12 protein-coding genes are annotated in these 16,215 nt (G+C 58.4%); 5 read left to right on the forward strand and 7 right to left on the reverse strand.

The features are described from left to right. Nucleotides 1–81: 81 nt before the first annotated feature. Both AAF739_05130 and AAF739_05135 read left to right on the forward strand, forming a co-directional pair. Complete coding sequence (locus AAF739_05130; protein MEM6382037.1) at nucleotides 82–1,407, forward strand: hypothetical protein; 1,326 nt, start codon at nucleotides 82–84, stop codon at nucleotides 1,405–1,407. Between the two features lie 376 nt (nucleotides 1,408–1,783). Then, entirely contained in the window at nucleotides 1,784–2,641 is an 858-nt protein-coding gene (locus tag AAF739_05135) for a hypothetical protein (protein ID MEM6382038.1), read from the forward strand. A gap of 16 nt (nucleotides 2,642–2,657) precedes the next feature. Here the strand turns inward: AAF739_05135 and AAF739_05140 are convergent, their stop codons facing one another. Further along, complete coding sequence (locus tag AAF739_05140; protein MEM6382039.1) at nucleotides 2,658–3,167, reverse strand: response regulator; 510 nt, start codon at nucleotides 3,165–3,167, stop codon at nucleotides 2,658–2,660. A gap of 187 nt (nucleotides 3,168–3,354) precedes the next feature. On the opposite strand from AAF739_05140, the gene AAF739_05145 reads away from it, so the two are divergent. Continuing rightward, nucleotides 3,355–5,532 (forward strand): malate synthase G, encoded by a 2,178-nt coding sequence (locus tag AAF739_05145; GenBank protein MEM6382040.1) that lies wholly within the window; start codon nucleotides 3,355–3,357, stop codon nucleotides 5,530–5,532. 259 nt (nucleotides 5,533–5,791) lie between these two features. Here AAF739_05145 and AAF739_05150 read toward each other — a convergent pair whose 3' ends face one another. The 6 genes from AAF739_05150 to AAF739_05175 form a co-directional block, all read right to left on the reverse strand. Then, nucleotides 5,792–6,208 carry a hypothetical protein gene (locus tag AAF739_05150; GenBank protein ID MEM6382041.1) on the reverse strand — a complete coding sequence of 139 codons (417 nt, stop codon included), beginning with the start codon at nucleotides 6,206–6,208 and terminating at the stop codon, nucleotides 5,792–5,794. A 34-nt stretch (nucleotides 6,209–6,242) separates the two neighbouring features. Beyond that, nucleotides 6,243–7,430 carry a DUF2333 family protein gene (locus tag AAF739_05155; protein MEM6382042.1) on the reverse strand — a complete coding sequence of 396 codons (1,188 nt, stop codon included), beginning with the start codon at nucleotides 7,428–7,430 and terminating at the stop codon, nucleotides 6,243–6,245. A gap of 69 nt (nucleotides 7,431–7,499) precedes the next feature. Then, complete coding sequence (locus tag AAF739_05160) at nucleotides 7,500–8,807, reverse strand: DUF6638 family protein (GenBank protein MEM6382043.1); 1,308 nt, start codon at nucleotides 8,805–8,807, stop codon at nucleotides 7,500–7,502. Then, entirely contained in the window at nucleotides 8,807–10,711 is a 1,905-nt protein-coding gene (locus tag AAF739_05165; GenBank protein ID MEM6382044.1) for an ATP-binding protein, read from the reverse strand. Before AAF739_05165 ends, AAF739_05160 begins: the two co-directional genes overlap by 1 nt. Nucleotides 10,712–10,772: 61 nt before the next feature. Then, nucleotides 10,773–11,792: a hypothetical protein gene (locus AAF739_05170; GenBank protein MEM6382045.1), complete on the reverse strand. Its 1,020-nt coding sequence runs from the start codon at nucleotides 11,790–11,792 to the stop codon at nucleotides 10,773–10,775. A 10-nt stretch (nucleotides 11,793–11,802) separates the two neighbouring features. Beyond that, nucleotides 11,803–12,888: a hypothetical protein gene (locus tag AAF739_05175; protein MEM6382046.1), complete on the reverse strand. Its 1,086-nt coding sequence runs from the start codon at nucleotides 12,886–12,888 to the stop codon at nucleotides 11,803–11,805. A gap of 229 nt (nucleotides 12,889–13,117) precedes the next feature. On the opposite strand from AAF739_05175, the gene glpD reads away from it, so the two are divergent. Next, entirely contained in the window at nucleotides 13,118–14,665 is a 1,548-nt protein-coding gene (gene glpD / locus AAF739_05180; GenBank protein ID MEM6382047.1) for a glycerol-3-phosphate dehydrogenase, read from the forward strand. Nucleotides 14,666–14,729: 64 nt separating this feature from the next. After that, on the forward strand, nucleotides 14,730–16,214 hold the full coding sequence (gene glpK / locus AAF739_05185; protein ID MEM6382048.1) for a glycerol kinase GlpK: 1,485 nt from the start codon (nucleotides 14,730–14,732) through the stop codon (nucleotides 16,212–16,214). Nucleotide 16,215 lies beyond the last annotated feature (1 nt).

Here is a 16,215-nt window from a genome sequence, read left to right on the forward strand (position 1 = left end):
ATTCTTAAGGCGGCAAACGCTTGCGCAACCGAAGTCGATGCGCGATTGATATCTGGTGCGTGAGCAGCAGGTTTGAGTTCAGTGACTGTCGCTAATATATTTATCTTCTTTTTGGGGTTTTTGGCGGCATGCCTGCTTGGGCTGGTCGCCGCCCGTATGGTGTGGATTCGCGCCGTGCGCGTGACCCGTGCCCGAATTGAATTGGATCGCCCCCAGACGCTGAGATCATTTGAAGCCCGAATTGCCGGTGCGCAGGCACGAGCGGCGGTCAGCATCCGCGAATTGGAGCGAGCGCTCGAACGTGAGCGGCAGATTTCCGCGCAAGCGCGTCTTATGGCTGACCAGATGTCGTCCTCAACAAACCTCGCGCAAGCAGAGCGCGATGACACACAGTCGGCGCTGGTCAACCTTGCAGAAACACTCGACAACACACGTGCTCGCCTTCGCGAGCATGAGGATGCGTTGGTGCGTCGCAACAACGATCTTGGTGTGGCTCGGCGCGAACTCGCCGAAGCGCGCCAGGATGCGGTCATGCGAGACGAAGATGCCCGCCGCGCGGAACAGGAAGCCGAAAGTCTCCGGGCGGAGCTGGCTAGCCAGCTTGGCACCGACTTGAGCAAAGAAGCTGCGTCAGCCGCAGTCAAATCTGGCAGCGCCTCCGCCATTGCCAGACAGCAGATTGAACAATTGCGCGAGTCCGTCAGGCAGCTGCGCGCAGAGAAGACAGCTGCCGAAGCTTCGGCGGCTAGGGCGCGCCTTCTTTTGGACGCTCGCGATGATAACGAGGTTTTACGCGCCGCTCGTGAGGAGTTTGCAATCGAGCGTCGACAGTTTAAGGCTCAGATCGCAGAGCTTGAAGAGGCTATCCGCAAGCCGAGACTGGTTTCGGATGCGAGTTCAGTTGACGGCGACGCACAATTGGCGCGCCCGATTGACGGGCCAACCGGCCAAAACGATATCAACGGTCTGCGATCATCAATTGATGCCATGACTGCCACGATTACTGCGAAGGCAGCGTTGGAAACCGACGGTTCTGGCCAGATCAACGCCCTTATCGATAAAGCTGCAGAAAGCGGCGGCGACAGCGCACTGGTCACTTCTCTTGTTGAGGCTCGCGAGCGTTTACGCCGTCGAAAAGCGTCCCAGTTGACCTCCCGCAACTCACCATCGGACAAAAAGAGCCCATCTTCCTCGGCATCACTGTCTGGAAAGTTGGGTGCCCAGGCAGTTGGCCTTGACGAAATTGCGGGCGCAGGAACGGCCTTGGCGGCAAAAGCTGCTGAGCTGAGCGATACGTCGAACCATGACAAAACCAACACGGCGGCTCGCAATACCGCTGGTAACCGGGGCGCTGAACGCCGCCGGCAAATGCCCAAGGCCAGCGAAAACGACCTGAACGTCGTTTAGTGGAGCACTGCTTGGGGTCGATTGACGCCTAGCAGTCACGTCCCGGCTGAGTTGACGGCGGCATCAGTCATTCTAGACGCCCATCAAGCCGCACCGCCGGAACCTCGCCCGCGGCGAGGCGAAAACCCTTGTAGGCATCGACTACCCATTAGATTTACGAGCGTGCCCCAACGGTATTGCACCGACTGTAAAGCTGAACTGCGAAGTACAGACTTTACAGGTGAGCAGCGATCGACAGCACGTAGCAATCTTTCGCTTAAGTCCTCCCTAAAACTGCACCAAAGCGCCTCCGGGCGCTTTTTTTTGCAATCAACTGATCATTTACCGCAGCCATGCTACACAACTTTAAATTGTACACGAACGTTGTGAGGCTGCCTTGCCCTTCTTTGCCCAGATGCGCACCAGCGATATTTCGCGCCATCTGCCCGATTCACGCCTTCGGGCATTGTATAATCTCTACCAAGCGGAACTCTCCGAGTGCACGAAAAAAGGCGCAACCTTGCCCGCCTTGAGCGTGGTGGGCGCAGAACACTATTTGGGCCTTCAACCGTGGGTCGTACGCGTTGCAGTCTTGGAAGACGGAGACTTTATCTATCACGAGTTCGGCAGCAAAGTGATTGAGGCAGCCGGGTTTTCGATGCTTGGGAAGCGGCTTAGCTCCGGCCATGGAAGGCCCTTCGCGTTTTTTCGAGAAGCTTATGGCAAAGTGGTTCAAAATCGGCAGCCAATGCTGGCGGAAAATGCTGCTGTGCTTGCCCCAAACGTTGGAAGCTGGACACGCCTGCTTCTTCCCGTTCGCGATGAGGCGCAACAGATCAACATCGTTGGTGTCCTAAGCGCACGCTCGAACGAACAATGCATGGCCGATGCCTTGCTTGAAGCCAACAACGAGGCCACTCTTGTGATTGAGCTCGTGCGTAACCGTGCAGCAGAGGTGGTCGACGCCCGGGTCACAGCCTCCAACTTTCGGGCCCAGGAACTTTTAGGGATGAAAGGGGCACGGCATGTTCACCTTTCCGATCTCATGCCTGATCCGCTATCAGCGCCATTCTTCCCAACGGTAGTGACTGCCTACCGAGACGAGGGACGAGCGCGCTTCAACGGCAACTTTTCCTTAAAGGACAATGAGTTCAGGGCGCTGACAGCCACGCGCTGCGGTGACGGAGCAGTGCTGATCTTACACGCGCTGCGTCAACCTGCTTTCGCGACCGAGTCTACGTCGGCGGCAGCGTAACCCCAGCTGGTCTAACTCAGCTTGCCAACTCTACGGGTGCACCATTGTCGTCGAGCAGCACGCCGACACGATCGCGGGCAATCGCCTCGCTCGACTCCCTGGGCTCGGGGCCGAAGTAATCATCAGTCTGAACAAATTTGCGCGGGTTGAGCACACAGTCCGCGATACGCTCATACAGCAGGCTTGCGGAGATCGGCTTCGTGAGAAAATGATTGATGCCAAGCTTCGACGCAGTCAGAATTCGGCTGCGCTCGGAATGCCCTGACAGCATGATGATTGGCGAATAAGCGCATACTGAATCCGGGTTGCGGATCAGGCGGACCAACTCAGCCCCATCGAGAACCGGCATAACCCAGTCCGTTATAATGAGATCGGGGGGCTGCATCTCGATCTTTTCAAGAGCCTCCGCGCCATCCTCCGCCTCGATGATCCGACGCGTGCCAAAGCCGCGCAGCATCGCAGCCACGATACGGCGCATGTAGGCCGAATCGTCCACCACCATCATATCGAGGAGCGAGCAATCCATATGCATCCCCTATCCCTATGCGAACAAGGATAAGCATTGGTAAAGCCCGCTATCTGATGAGCAACAATCAAGACAAAAGCATACAACCATGCCGTTCGGGAAAAGGTGATGTGCTCGATCGCTATGTTGACCCCGGCGATTGCACGGGTACGGTCCAGCGAAACGAATTGAAACTCGAGAGACTATGATGAGCGATACGGCCAATGCCTACCAACCCAGAGCTGGCATGCGGATCGGCCAAGCTTTGTGCGAACTGATCGAGATGCATGCATTGCCAGGTACCGGGATCACACCGGATCGTTTCTGGAGCGCTCTGGCCGTGCTCGTTGGCGAGTTTGGCCCCCGAAATCAGAACCTCCTTCAAAAGCGCGACCACCTGCAGGAAAGTATCGATAACTGGCATCAGGAACGTGCAGGTCAGCCTCTGGATGCCGATACCTATCGGACCTTCCTGCAGGACATTGGTTATCTCGTGCCTGAAGGCACAGACTTTCAGATCGACACTGTGAAAGTCGACCCCGAGATAGCATCCATTGCAGGGCCGCAACTCGTCGTTCCAATCATGAACGCGCGCTACGCTCTCAACGCGGCGAATGCGCGGTGGGGCTCGCTCTACGACGCGCTCTACGGCACCGATGCGATGGGCGATGGCCCACCCGCTGGCGGTTATGACGCCACACGTGGCGCACGCGTCATCGCCTGGGGGCGAACCTTCCTCGATAAAGCCATTCCGCTTGAAATCGGCAGTCATGCCGACGTCACAACCTATGTTGTCGCCCACGATCGTTTGGTGCCAACGCTCGAAGACGGAACGGTCACCGAGCTCAAAGATCCGTCGAAGTTTAAGGGCTATCACGGCGACCCGATGGCGCCGTCCATGCTGCTGTTCAAAAACAACAATCTTTATTTCGAGCTGATCTTCGACGGCGAAAACCCAATCGGCAAAACCGACAAGGCGCAGATCGCGGCGATCAATCTCGAAGCCGCCATCTCAACCATCATGGACTGTGAAGATTCCGTCGCTGCGGTCGACGCTGAGGACAAGGCGCTGGCCTACCGCAATTGGCTGGGGCTGATGAAAGGCGATCTCGAAGAGCAGGTTGCCAAAGGTGGAAAAACCATCACCCGCAAACTCTACGGTGACTTTGAGTACAAGGCCCCGAACGGCGAGCCGTTCATGGTCAAGACCCGGTCGCTCATGCTTGTCCGCAATGTCGGTCACTTGATGACAACGCCGGCGGTGCTGGACGCCGACGGCAATGAGATCCCCGAGGGCATTCTCGACGGGCTATGCACCTCTGTGATCGCGATGCACGACCTCAAGAAGGATGCGAGCCATCGCTATCGCAACTCGGCGGAAGGCTCGGTGTACATCGTCAAACCCAAAATGCACGGTCCCGACGAAGTGGCCTTCGCCAACGATCTGTTCGGCGCCATCGAGGGCCATCTTGGCTTGCCCACAAACACCCTCAAGATGGGCATCATGGATGAGGAGCGCCGCACCACGGTGAACCTCAAAGAGTGCATCCGCGCCGCCAAATCGCGGGTGGTCTTCATTAACACCGGCTTCCTCGACCGCACGGGCGACGAGATGCACACCTCGATGCAGGCCGGCCCGATGATCCGCAAGGGCGACATGAAGCAGTCGGCTTGGATCGCAGCTTACGAGGATCGCAATGTCGATGTCGGCCTCGCCTGCGGCCTGCCCGGCAAAGCGCAGATCGGCAAGGGCATGTGGGCTATGCCGGACCTGATGGCCGCCATGCTCGACCAGAAAATCGGCCATCCCAAGTCTGGCGCAAACTGTGCCTGGGTGCCCTCGCCCACCGCCGCAACGCTGCACGCGACGCACTATCACGAGGTGGATGTGTTCGCCCGTCAGGAGGAGCTTAGGTCACGCGGCATGGCCTCGCTCGATGATATCCTCACCATCCCGCTCGCTGACCGGCCCAATTGGCAGCCCGACGCAATCAAGGCCGAGCTGGAAAACAACGCGCAGGGCATTCTGGGCTATGTGGTGCGCTGGGTCGATCAGGGCGTCGGCTGCTCCAAGGTGCCGGACATCAACGATGTTGGCCTGATGGAAGACCGCGCCACCTTGCGCATCTCCTCGCAGCACATGGCCAATTGGCTGGCTCATGGCGTCGTCACCGAGGACGAGGTGATGGACGTAATGAAGCGCATGGCGGTGGTCGTCGACGGCCAGAACGCGAGCGACGCGGCCTACACGCCCATGGCACCAAGTTATGACGGCATCGCCTTCAAAGCGGCATGTGACTTGGTGTTCAAGGGGGTCGAGCAGCCATCGGGCTACACCGAACCGCTGTTGCACCGGGCGAGGTTGGCGTTAAAGGCGTCTCACTAACCTTGTCATGGCCGCCCTTGAGGCGGCCATCCATCCCTATCGCCCTCGATCTGCACTCTCGTGCATGTACCGCTTCTTCGAGATGGATCACCGGCTCAAGGCCGGTGATGACAATCGAGGATGCTGCCACACACCGACTCTTTCATCGCATCGCGATGGATAGCGCCCGTCCCGCCCCAATGGGCGGGCGCTACGCTTCAGCCCTCGGGCCGTGCGCGAAGCCGCTACACTGAAACGCTCGAGGCAGCGGAGACTAAGCTCAGTTTCGTGTTCGGTATCCCCGTTGAGCGTTTACGTTCTGAAAGTCCGTTTGCACTCGTGCCCATTCATGCAGCCACTTTTCGCACTGGACCCGCATCTCTCGGTCTTCTCGAATGATCGGATCGTCCGTGATGACGAAGTACTCCAGCCCCTCTGAGCCCCATTGCTTGGCGAGCTCCACGATTACGCCTTGGCGCGCTGTCTCACGCGCATTGTGGGTCCCCATCCGATGTTTGTCCGCCCACCGCATGTGAGAGCGATTGCGTCCGCGCATCGAGTTCCCGGTCTCGCCGATGCGAATAGACCTGGTTGGCCAGTGGATCTCGGCGTAAATCCCGCCATGCGTGGGCATGTGTGAAACGTTGCCTTCACCTTCAACGAATTCCAAGTTGAATTGAATAGCACGGTACATCATAAAAAATCTCTCCCGTCGTACAGCAGCATTGGGCTCACCGCTGCAAAATATCCCTGATCTCGCTCATATTCGTCCGCGCCCGTAGGATATTCTCGCTCATGATGCTCAAATGATCGGGCATCAGCACGCCGTCTTCGCGGCCGTTTGAGACGATCAGAGGATTGAGGGCGGCGGCTTCGGCGATGTGCTGTTCCATCCGGTCCCAGACACTGTCGAGGTTCCGCTGGGCGACGACGTCGGAGAAGTCCTCGCGGGCGGCCTGCAACAGCCCGTGATAGGCAAACATCTGCCCCTTGGCTTCCATGAACAAATTGTCCGCGCGGAAGTCGAACCAGCCGCGATCATTCCCCTCGCCCGGCACAAACGCATCAACCGACGCGTCATACTGCCGGCCCGTTGAACGGCGCGACAACTGATCGACCGAAGAGCCGATATCCCGCGCCACCCGATCGAGGAACTGGATCAAATTATCCGCCCGCGCGTCGAACAGCGCGTCGCAGGCTTCGAGCCGGTCATTGTAATCCGCGTAAAGCGGGATCGCTCCGGCAAACAGGCGCGAAGCCGGCTGAACAGGGCCAAAGGGCCGACGATCATCGAACGGGTTAAACCACCACAGCTGCTCGTCGGACTGGAGCCGCCCGCGCGCCGTATCGAGGTCCTCATCCGCGCCAGACGTGCCGCGCTCGCGGCCCAGCACATCAACAAGCTCCACAGCCGTCCGGCGCATAGCGATCAGAACGCCAGTCTGAAACGCGGCCTTGTTGTCGAAGAACGGGGTCGCTTCCCATTCCACGATGCCCGCAATGCCGACCTTGTATTGCGGCATCGATGGGACCCATTCGTTGCGGTTTACCATCAGGTCGAGGAGATAAATCTGCATATCGACGATCTGCGACCGGTCACAGGTACGGTTGGCGTCGCCGCCGCCATCGGGGCTCGTCGTCTGGCCTGCGTCCACCATCGCGGTCTGCCGCAGCACATCCTGCGGGTAGGCGAGCGTGTCACCGCGGGTCCAAAGGACATGCCAAAAGAAAGTGATGTTCCAGATCAGAAACAGGATGACAAAGATCAGCAGCCCGCCGCGCCACGCTATGCGGCCCGTCGCCCGCATGCCGCGCATCTTCTCCGGGCCGCCTTCTTCGGGCTTGGGCAGCCGCAACTTGAACAGCGCGATGAAGCCCCGCCAGAGCTTTGCGATGACGTCAAAAAGCGGATCGAGCATAATGTCCGGCCTCTGGTTCCTTGTTCGTGAAGCCGGACGCAAGACCGGCTAACCCTTTCCGGGCTTCACTCAGTGTAATCCGAAGAACGCCTCGCGCACTTTCGCGCGCATACGCCAGCGGTCATAAGTGTTGGGCGCATAGTGGGTCGTCAAATAGCGAACCGCAAACGCCTTCTGCCGCTCGGTGTAAGTCTCATAGATGTCATAGAAGCGACGCTTGTTGAGGATGAACGTCGAAAGCAGGTCGAACGGCATGTGCTCGACGACGATCCGGTTGATGTCCGCCGCCCCGGGGACGTCTGGCATCGCACGCCGGAAATAAAAGCGCTGCTCCGCGGGCAGTCGCCGCTCGTAAGCCGCTGCTTCCTGCGGCGTATCGAGAAGGCCGCGCATCTGGCTGAGCACCCGGAACCGCCGGTCTGGGTTCAGCTTGGCCATATTGTCCGAGATCCAGCGCGTCAGATAGGCGTCATCAATCATCGGCTCGGCATCGAAGTCGTGGTCGCCCAGCATCAACAGTTCTGCGATCAGCAGTCTCAGACGGTGGTCGAGAATGCCCGACTGCTTCAGCCATTGGGGGTTAAATGGCTCGAGGAGCCGCTCCTCCTCCAGCAGAGAGAAAAGAACCGGTGTCTCGTGCAACGCCACGATCGACGCGCCGAAGGGCTTGGGCTGCAACTGGTCCGCATCACCGATCATCACAGCACCATCGGACCGGTTAAGCACGTAGGCCCCGCCAAAATGGCTCGTCCAGAAAGTGTCCGGCCATTTGAACGATAACTGCTGCGGCAAAAACCCGTTCCGGCGCACATCGCCTACGCGGTTGGCGCCGTCGACGATCGCCTGCAGAAGCCGATGATCCTGCCAGGCATCGTCTTCGCCCGTAAAGCGGTCGATCTTGCGCTTCAATAGTTCGGCTTCTTCCAGAAGGCCGGATGGTGTGCGCACCAGAAAACGGATGTCGCGCAAACCGAGAATGTCGGTCGGCCGATCCACCTGGAAAACCAGATTTTCGATCTCGCCGTAGAGGGTATCCTTAAGTGTGACCGCTCGGATCATCCGGTCGTTGGCCGCAAAGAAGGCCCGGATCATCTGCCCATCGGCAGAAAACGATGTCCGGATGAGGGGCAGATCGGCCTGATCCGGCGACAGGATGATGAACCGCCGATTGATACCCGCCGGGTCGAGATAGGCGGCGTCCCCGATTTCCAGCGCGACCTCGTAGGAATAGCCCGAGGCATCAATGTAAAAGTCTGTCAGTTTGGTCTGCGCGATCCCAAAGCCCGCGAGGGCCGCGTTGTAGCGCTCCACCAGATGGCTCGCGTCAATGTGGAGCAATCCGCCAAACCTGAGGCCTTCTTCAATGAGCCTCTGCACTAGGCGTCTCCCAGCCGCCGGCTATCCAGCCTGTCTTGCGCCTTCTGGCGAACCCGATGGTCACGGATCAGCTCATTGATTGCTGCTTCGTCGGACTTGTCGGAGTAGCGGAACTCGGAGTCCGCATAGCGGTTGATCTCCTGCAAAATCATGTCCATCGAGATGGGTTTCTGCAGCTCGGTGATCATCGCGAGCTTGTCGTCATATCCCTTGGCGAGAAAGGCATCAGGCTGCTCGAACCAAGCGTCCGGCAGTTCGATATCCATCGCGCGGTACTTGATTGCATCGGTGACATTCTTGATTGCACGGCCCGTGAAGCGCGGCTCGGCTTCCTTGATCGCGTGCAGATACAGCCCGACATCGCGGATAGTTTTGGGTTCGCCGTGCGTTTGCACATGCTGATCCCAAACGCGCAAAAGCCCTTCTTGCTGTGGCTGGTCGTGCTGGGCGTAACTCTTGGCAACCGCCTTTTGCAACGCCTGATCGGCGAAGAACGACTCCTGCCCGTGCGGGACGTCGTGTTTACTGCCAAGGAGCAGATGGAAAATGTCGATATAGTCGTTCTCGGTCTGCGGCCCATCCACCAACCAGCGCGCCCCTGCCCTTTGACGCAGCGCGTCATCGACCTTCTCGGGATAGTTCGAGAACATCCCGAACGAGCAGTTGCCGCGGACCACAGTGCTTGCGCCGGAGAACGCGCCCATCAGGACGCCGGTGACTTCCTGTTGACCGGACGACGACTGCCGGTCGTCACGCTTGCCGGCGACCTGATCGATGTCGTCGATGGTGCCAAAACCAATGACGGATGGGTCAAGAACCCGGTCAATGAACGCGCGAGCATTCTGGCCAGACTTGCCTTGATACTCGGAGATCTGGTCGATCCCGAAATTCTCGTAGACGAAGGGGTAGCCTGCGAGATCACAGTACTCCTTCACCAGACCGGCCGTCATCTGAATGAGTGTGGTCTTGCCGGTGCCGGGAAAACCGTCACCGATAAACGTGAACAAGAACCCTCCAAGCTCGACAAACGGATTTTTCTGGCGCTCGAAATCGTAGGCCACCAGCATCTTCGCGAGCTTGATCGCCTGAGCTTTTGCAATGTGGTTGCCGACAACCTCATGCACTTGCTTGAACTGCATGACGAGCGGTTCGCGCCCCTTGGTCGATGCCGAACGTTCGAAGCCACGGATGGTGAAATCGTCGGCCTCAATGGCGTAACTGCGCGCCACATAGGCGGCCAAATGGTCGCCCATCAGACGGTGTGCATCCCCCTCAACGCGGTCCATCACATCGGCTACCGCGCGGGCAATGCGAGGGCCCAGATCGTCGTCGTCAACCGCGTCGGTCGCTGCCTTTGCGATTGCCGATACAAGAAAAGACAGCGCATCGTGGGCAGTGTCATATCCGGGCTCATCGAGCGCTTGCGGTTCGCCCGAGGGCGCATCTCCCATGCCGTGCAGCAGATGCGCCGATGCAACGAACAACGCCACAACGGCGCGGGTGCGCACGAGGGACCGGAACGCAGCCTCATCCCCCGCAGATAGGCCGCCCTTGCGCTTTTTGTCGCCGAGATCCAGATAGCCCAGCGGTTCGATGAAAAACTCTGATACCGTCATGCCAACGGCCAGCGCGCGGCGCAGAGCCACCAAGATACCGTGTTCACGCAGTGTCAGCAGTGGATCGTCGCCGCCAGACTTGCGTAAAGCGTTTTCCAGGTTCGCCTTGACCATCCGCCGTGGTGCAGATGCACCGGCAACCGGCGAGACAAACCGCGTCCGCCCGAGCTGCGGTGCAGGCCGCTCTATCGCCTCTTCGACCTGCGCGTTCTCCATCAGGCCCAGCGCCGCCGCATAGGCTTCTTTGATCCGCGCTTCGGGAATACGCACCAGGCTCGCATCAATCATGGTTCTTCATCTCGCTCGCACTGTCCTGCATACAAAGGTCCGCGGCCCTCGCTGACAGAGTTCAGACATCCTCGAAAAGATCACCGTTTGCGCTAAGCGAATGCAGACGCATACCACGCGTGATGGTCTCAATCGCCCCGCCCATTCCCAGCAGCTTCTGATGCACCCGGTGCGGCATTAACGCGTGCCCACGGGACGCCGAAGCCCCGCGCTCGACTGCGATCGGCTCGGTGGAATCCACCGCATAGGTCTCACGATAAACCGTCGGTGCGAGGAACCAGCTCTTTGTCGCCTCCGTGCCCACCGAAAGGACCTCGTCTTCGTGCCATGCGAACATCCAGGCATCGTCTGGCGGCAAGTCATCAAACAGGGGGCCGAACTGCGCCGGTAAATCCATGAAGATGGGCGAATATAACGGCCCCAGCGTCCAGCGCTTCAGACGTTTCAGCGCGACCGTCGGCAAGGTGTCGTCAAACTCAATGGCGGCGGCGAGCGGCGTGAAGCCTGACCCTGAAAATTTGCGGGCCTGGGCCAAGAAGTGCGAAAACTCGATTTCGTGCTGCGTGCGCGGCTTTAGCCAGACCTGTGTAAAGACCGGACGATTTGTCCCGCCGTCCCAATGGTCCCAGTTTGTATAGCGCAGTCCACCCTGTTTGACCGGCTCGAAGGTGCGGATTTCGGGCCAAAAAATCGGCAAGGCGTGGCGAACCGCTTCCTCATAAACGGCACGACCGATCTCCTGCAACCGCAGCGCACGGGGCATTCGCCGTCGTGCCAGCATTTCATCGAGTACCGCCTGCCTCAACGCAGCAGAACTGGTCTCTGGCTGTTGGCGTGCAGACACATCGCGGGCCAGTGCGATAATATCTGCAAGTATGGGCAATCCGCTATCGTTGCGATCCGTTCGCACCGCGAGGCCGCCCGCGTCGCGCTTGTCGAGCAACTTGAAAAGCGAGTCGAGCCGCGTCGCGATGTTGACCATCACATCATCTGACGACTGCAAAAGCCCGGCAACAACGCGATTGAGGGTCTGAAAGTAAACCCGCCGGACATCCGTCTGCGGGCGAAATTGGGCGGTCACTGGTGAGCCTTTATTCGACGTACTTTCCCGCCTCTACCTTCTCGACTATCGCCCCGAAACGGCGGGCGAACTCAGCATTGGCGTGATCGGCCTTCTGGCGGATAGCAGCGGTTCGCTGCATGTAGATGTCATGCGCTTCCATCATCGAGACAATGCGGTTCTCAGAGGAGATCCCGATCTGTGTGATCATGGCTTCGGCCTGAGCGTCCGTTTCCCGACCAACATCATCGATCCGGTGTCCGATGTTTTGCTGTGCCGATGTTCGCAGGGATTCTACCAGCGCGTCGTACATGATCGTACGCTGCTCGGTATCGATTGCCAGTTTTGAGATAAGCGTCTGTTGCGCAGCCTTTTGTTTGGCGAGGCTCTCAACATAGTTGGAATAGATCGCCGCATACCGCTCGAAGCTTTGCTGCGTTGCGACAAGCTCCTGCTTCTTGGCGCTCGCCTCGTTGTACGCATTGGCGACGTCCGCCCGTTCGGCCTGAAGAGCCTTCAGCGCTTCACCCGTTTCATCAGCGATCTTTGCATCAATTTCGGAGATCTTCGGCCCGAGTTCATCGAGCAAGCTATCTGTTTCTTCAATGGAACGCGCCGTTGTCTGGGCCCGGTCGAGTACGCTGCCTTGGGCCGTCTTCGACGTCTCGAGGCGGTCGTCGATAACGGCCAGTTGCTCCTCAAGAAGACCACGAATGACCTCCGATTTATCGATAAGGTTATTGAGGTTGGAGCGGATATCAGCATTCCGAATTCGGGAGGTTTTCATTTCCTCCGCGCGTCTCTTTGAAAAAATAGCCGTCAACTTTTCGCCGAAAGTGCTTTCGCTCATTGATTTGAATTCAGACCCAAACGTCTGGGTGATCTCATCAAGTCCGTAGACAAGCGAGGCGATGTTGCCCTGCAGCTTATCTTCGTTCTCGACCACGGCTTTGAAGTCCTGATCATTGATATTGACATCAATGGTCTTCATCTCGCTTTCGCCCAAGACCGCACCCAGGCGCTCGTCTATGGTCGCTTGCGTGGAGTTTATCTCTTGGACCTGCGCACGCGTTTCAGCGATTCCGCGCTCGAGCTCTTCAAATTTGGCACGCGCCATCCCAGTCTCCGGCTTAGGTTACGTCTTGAATTTGCTTTGTGCGTCAATTTCGCAGCGTAAACCACGAAAGGTCGTTAGGTAAGGGTGGCACTTGCCGGTTTTCAGAGGCGCGCAATCGATTTAGTACTAAAGTTTATCGCTCGCGAACCGGATTTCAGGCGGCCGCGCAAGTGGCACGACAGCTTTCAAAAGCAGTGTTGGCGGGCATGGAGTGAAGTTGAGGACTTTTATGAGTGACAGTGAGCGGCACGAAGCGGTCGACCTCTGCGTAATCGGCGGCGGAATAAACGGTGCCGGAGTTGCAAGAGATGCCGCAGGCCGAGGATATTCCGTCACGCTCGTTGAGATGGGCGACATTGCATCAGCGACCTCAAGTTGGTCGACAAAGCTTATACATGGCGGGCTACGCTACCTCGAGCATAACGAATTTGCCCTGGTTCGGGCCTCGCTGATCGAGCGTGCACGGCTCCTGTCGGTCGCATCCCACTTGGTAAGCCCTCAACGTTTCATCCTGCCCCATGGTTCGGGCATGCGCCCGGCTTGGCTGATAAGGCTTGGTTTGTTCGTCTATGATAATCTCGCGATGAACCGGAAGGTTCCGGGATCCAAGAGCGTCAATCTCGCGAAAGATCCATCCGGTCGGGTGTTGAAATCGGAATTGAGGACCCGGGGTTTCTCCTATTTCGACTGCCGCGTTGATGATGTGCGCCTCACCCTCGCAAATGTGCAGGACGCGGCGAATCGTGGGGCTTCGATCAAAACCCATACGAAACTTATCGCCGCTGATGTGCGCGATGGCATCTGGCGCCTCACGCTTGAGCGGCAATCGGACCACAGCCAGTACGAGGTGCACGCAAAGCATGTCGTCAACACAGCCGGCCCGTGGGCTGACCGGGTTGCCCATATCCTAACCGGCGCAAATGATGGAATTAAGCTGCGTCTTGTTCGCGGTTCCCACATCATCATCCCCCGCCCGGCGAACCTTGATGACGCCTATTTGATGCAGCAGCCGGACGGTCGCGTTGTTTTCATCATCCCTTACGAGAACGATTTCGCGCTTATCGGCACGACCGATGAGGACCATGAGGACCTTGCAAAGGTGGCGATCACGCCGGAGGAAACAGATTATCTGATCGAGGCTGCCAATCGTTACCTCGAAACGCCTATAGGTGAGACCGACATTGTATGGACCTATGCAGGGGTTCGACCCCTGATAGACGACGGCTCTGACGAAGCGGCGAAGGTTACGCGGGACTACAAGATTGAGACGACCAGGCACCTCATGGCGGGCCTGACAAACGTCTTCGGCGGCAAACTTACCACCTTCCGAACACTGAGCCAGAAAGTGGTAGACGATCTCAGCGCGGTTACGCCTCCTGGGAAACCAGGGTTGGACAAGGGTTGGACGGGATACACGCCTTTTGACGACGCTTTTGTGGACGATGTCAGCCGTCAGGAAACGCACGCCAGTGTTGAAGCCGAGTTGGCCAAGGTACTGAGCGTTTCAGATACCACCGTCCAGGCAGAGCGGCTCATCCGCATGTACGGCCGGTCTGCGCAGTCCCTTGCCGGGATTATTGCGCGGCAGAACAAGGCGATTATGGCTTGTGGCCTCTTCCCGCATGAGGTGGAGCACATGGTCGACCATGAGTGGGCCAGTACCGCCGAAGATATCCTGTTCCGGCGCTGCAAACTCGGTATTGGGCTCGCTGAGAACGCCATCGCGGAGGTCGATACGCTGATAAGCACGATGCGCTCCGACAAGCGCGCAGCCTGATTCAGCAGCGCCAAAACTACTCGTCACGTGCCGAAAGAGCACGGGCTTTCAGGGAGACCAATTCATGACGCTCATCCTTGCGATCGACCAGGGAACAACATCAACGCGCTCCATCGTCTATGATGAAAACCTCAAGCCCTTGAAGGCTGCGCAGGAGGAGCTTCCGCAGATCTACCCCGCAGATGGATGGGTTGAGCATGACGCGACCACCATTATGCAGGCGGTCCTATCAACATGCCGCAGCGCGATTGAGAAAGCGGGGAAGACGCCCAGCGATGTGTCCGCAATCGGTATCACGAACCAACGCGAAACGGTGGTGGTTTGGGACCGCAAGACCGGAGAGCCGGTCGGCAACGCTATCGTTTGGCAAGACAGGCGCACCGGGTCTGTCACCAACAAGATGAAGGCGGACGGTCTTGAGCCAATGGTACAGGAGAAGACGGGGCTGCTGCTGGATCCCTATTTCTCTGGCTCAAAACTTGGTTGGATTCTTCAACAGGATCAAAGCCTTCGCACGCGGGTGGAAAGCGGAGAACTGGCTTTTGGCACCATCGATAGCTGGATCATCTTCAACCTGACCGGCGGCAAGCGCCACGTTACGGACGCAACCAATGCTTGCCGCACGCTGCTGTTTGATATCAACACGCAACAATGGTCCGACGATCTCCTGGACTTGTTCAAGGTCCCACGTTCAATGCTTCCCGAGGTCCTGGACTGCGCGGCCGATTTTGGCACAACCGCACCGGAAGTCTTTGGAGCCGCGGTCCCCATCTGCGGTGTTGCTGGCGACCAGCACGCCGCGACTATTGGCCAGGCAGGCTTCGCGCCCGGCATGGTGAAGGCGACCTACGGAACGGGTTTGTTCGCAGTTCTGAACACGGGCAGTGAGAAAGTAGCATCGAAGAACCGGCTTCTGACGACGCTCGCTTATCGGCTCAACGGAAAGCCGACCTACGCGCTGGAGGGGTCGGTTTTTATTGCTGGTGCGGCGGTCCAATGGCTGCGAGACGGGATGAAGTTAATCGGATCGGCGCCCGAGGTAAACACATTGGCCGCAGCTGCAGAACGCGGTTCGATCACCATGGTGCCGGCGTTTGTGGGCCTGGGGGCACCGTATTGGGACCCTGATGCGCGCGGTGCGATCTTCGGCATAACGCGTGACACCGGTCCCGCGGATTTTGCGTTGGCCTCCTTGGAAAGCGTCGCATTGCAAACAGTTGACCTATTGGATGCGATGGCCCGCGACTGGCCCGAGGGCGAACGGTCGGTGTTGCGCGTGGATGGCGGAATGACCGCGTCTGACCTTCTCCTGCAGATTCTCGCAGACAGTTTGGATGCACCCGTCGAGCGGCCCGCCGACCTTGAGACAACCGCGTTGGGTGCGGCTTATCTGGCTGGGCTCCAGGCGGGTATATGCCCGGACCTCGAAACCTTCGCGCAAACATGGAAACGCGATGACACGTTCGAGCCTCAGATTGATGATGAAACCCGGCAGATCCATGCAGCGCGCTGGAAGGATGCCGTCAAACGGACGCTTTCGGACCACTGAG

The organism is Pseudomonadota bacterium (assembly GCA_039024915.1).
Classification (GTDB): Bacteria; Pseudomonadota; Alphaproteobacteria; order Rhizobiales; family MH13; genus MH13.

What these genes read in the sequence shown, in the direction of transcription:
- AAF739_05140 (MEM6382039.1), bottom strand. Translation starts at nt 3,167, where the DNA reads ATGGATTGCTCGCTCCTCGATATGATGGTGGTGGACGATTCGGCCTAC.
- AAF739_05145 (MEM6382040.1), top strand. Translation starts at nt 3,355, where the DNA reads ATGAGCGATACGGCCAATGCCTACCAACCCAGAGCTGGCATGCGGATC.
- AAF739_05150 (MEM6382041.1), bottom strand. Translation starts at nt 6,208, where the DNA reads ATGATGTACCGTGCTATTCAATTCAACTTGGAATTCGTTGAAGGTGAA.
- AAF739_05155 (MEM6382042.1), bottom strand. Translation starts at nt 7,430, where the DNA reads ATGCTCGATCCGCTTTTTGACGTCATCGCAAAGCTCTGGCGGGGCTTC.
- AAF739_05165 (MEM6382044.1), bottom strand. Translation starts at nt 10,711, where the DNA reads ATGATTGATGCGAGCCTGGTGCGTATTCCCGAAGCGCGGATCAAAGAA.
- AAF739_05175 (MEM6382046.1), bottom strand. Translation starts at nt 12,888, where the DNA reads ATGGCGCGTGCCAAATTTGAAGAGCTCGAGCGCGGAATCGCTGAAACG.
- glpD (MEM6382047.1), top strand. Translation starts at nt 13,118, where the DNA reads ATGAGTGACAGTGAGCGGCACGAAGCGGTCGACCTCTGCGTAATCGGC.
- glpK (MEM6382048.1), top strand. Translation starts at nt 14,730, where the DNA reads ATGACGCTCATCCTTGCGATCGACCAGGGAACAACATCAACGCGCTCC.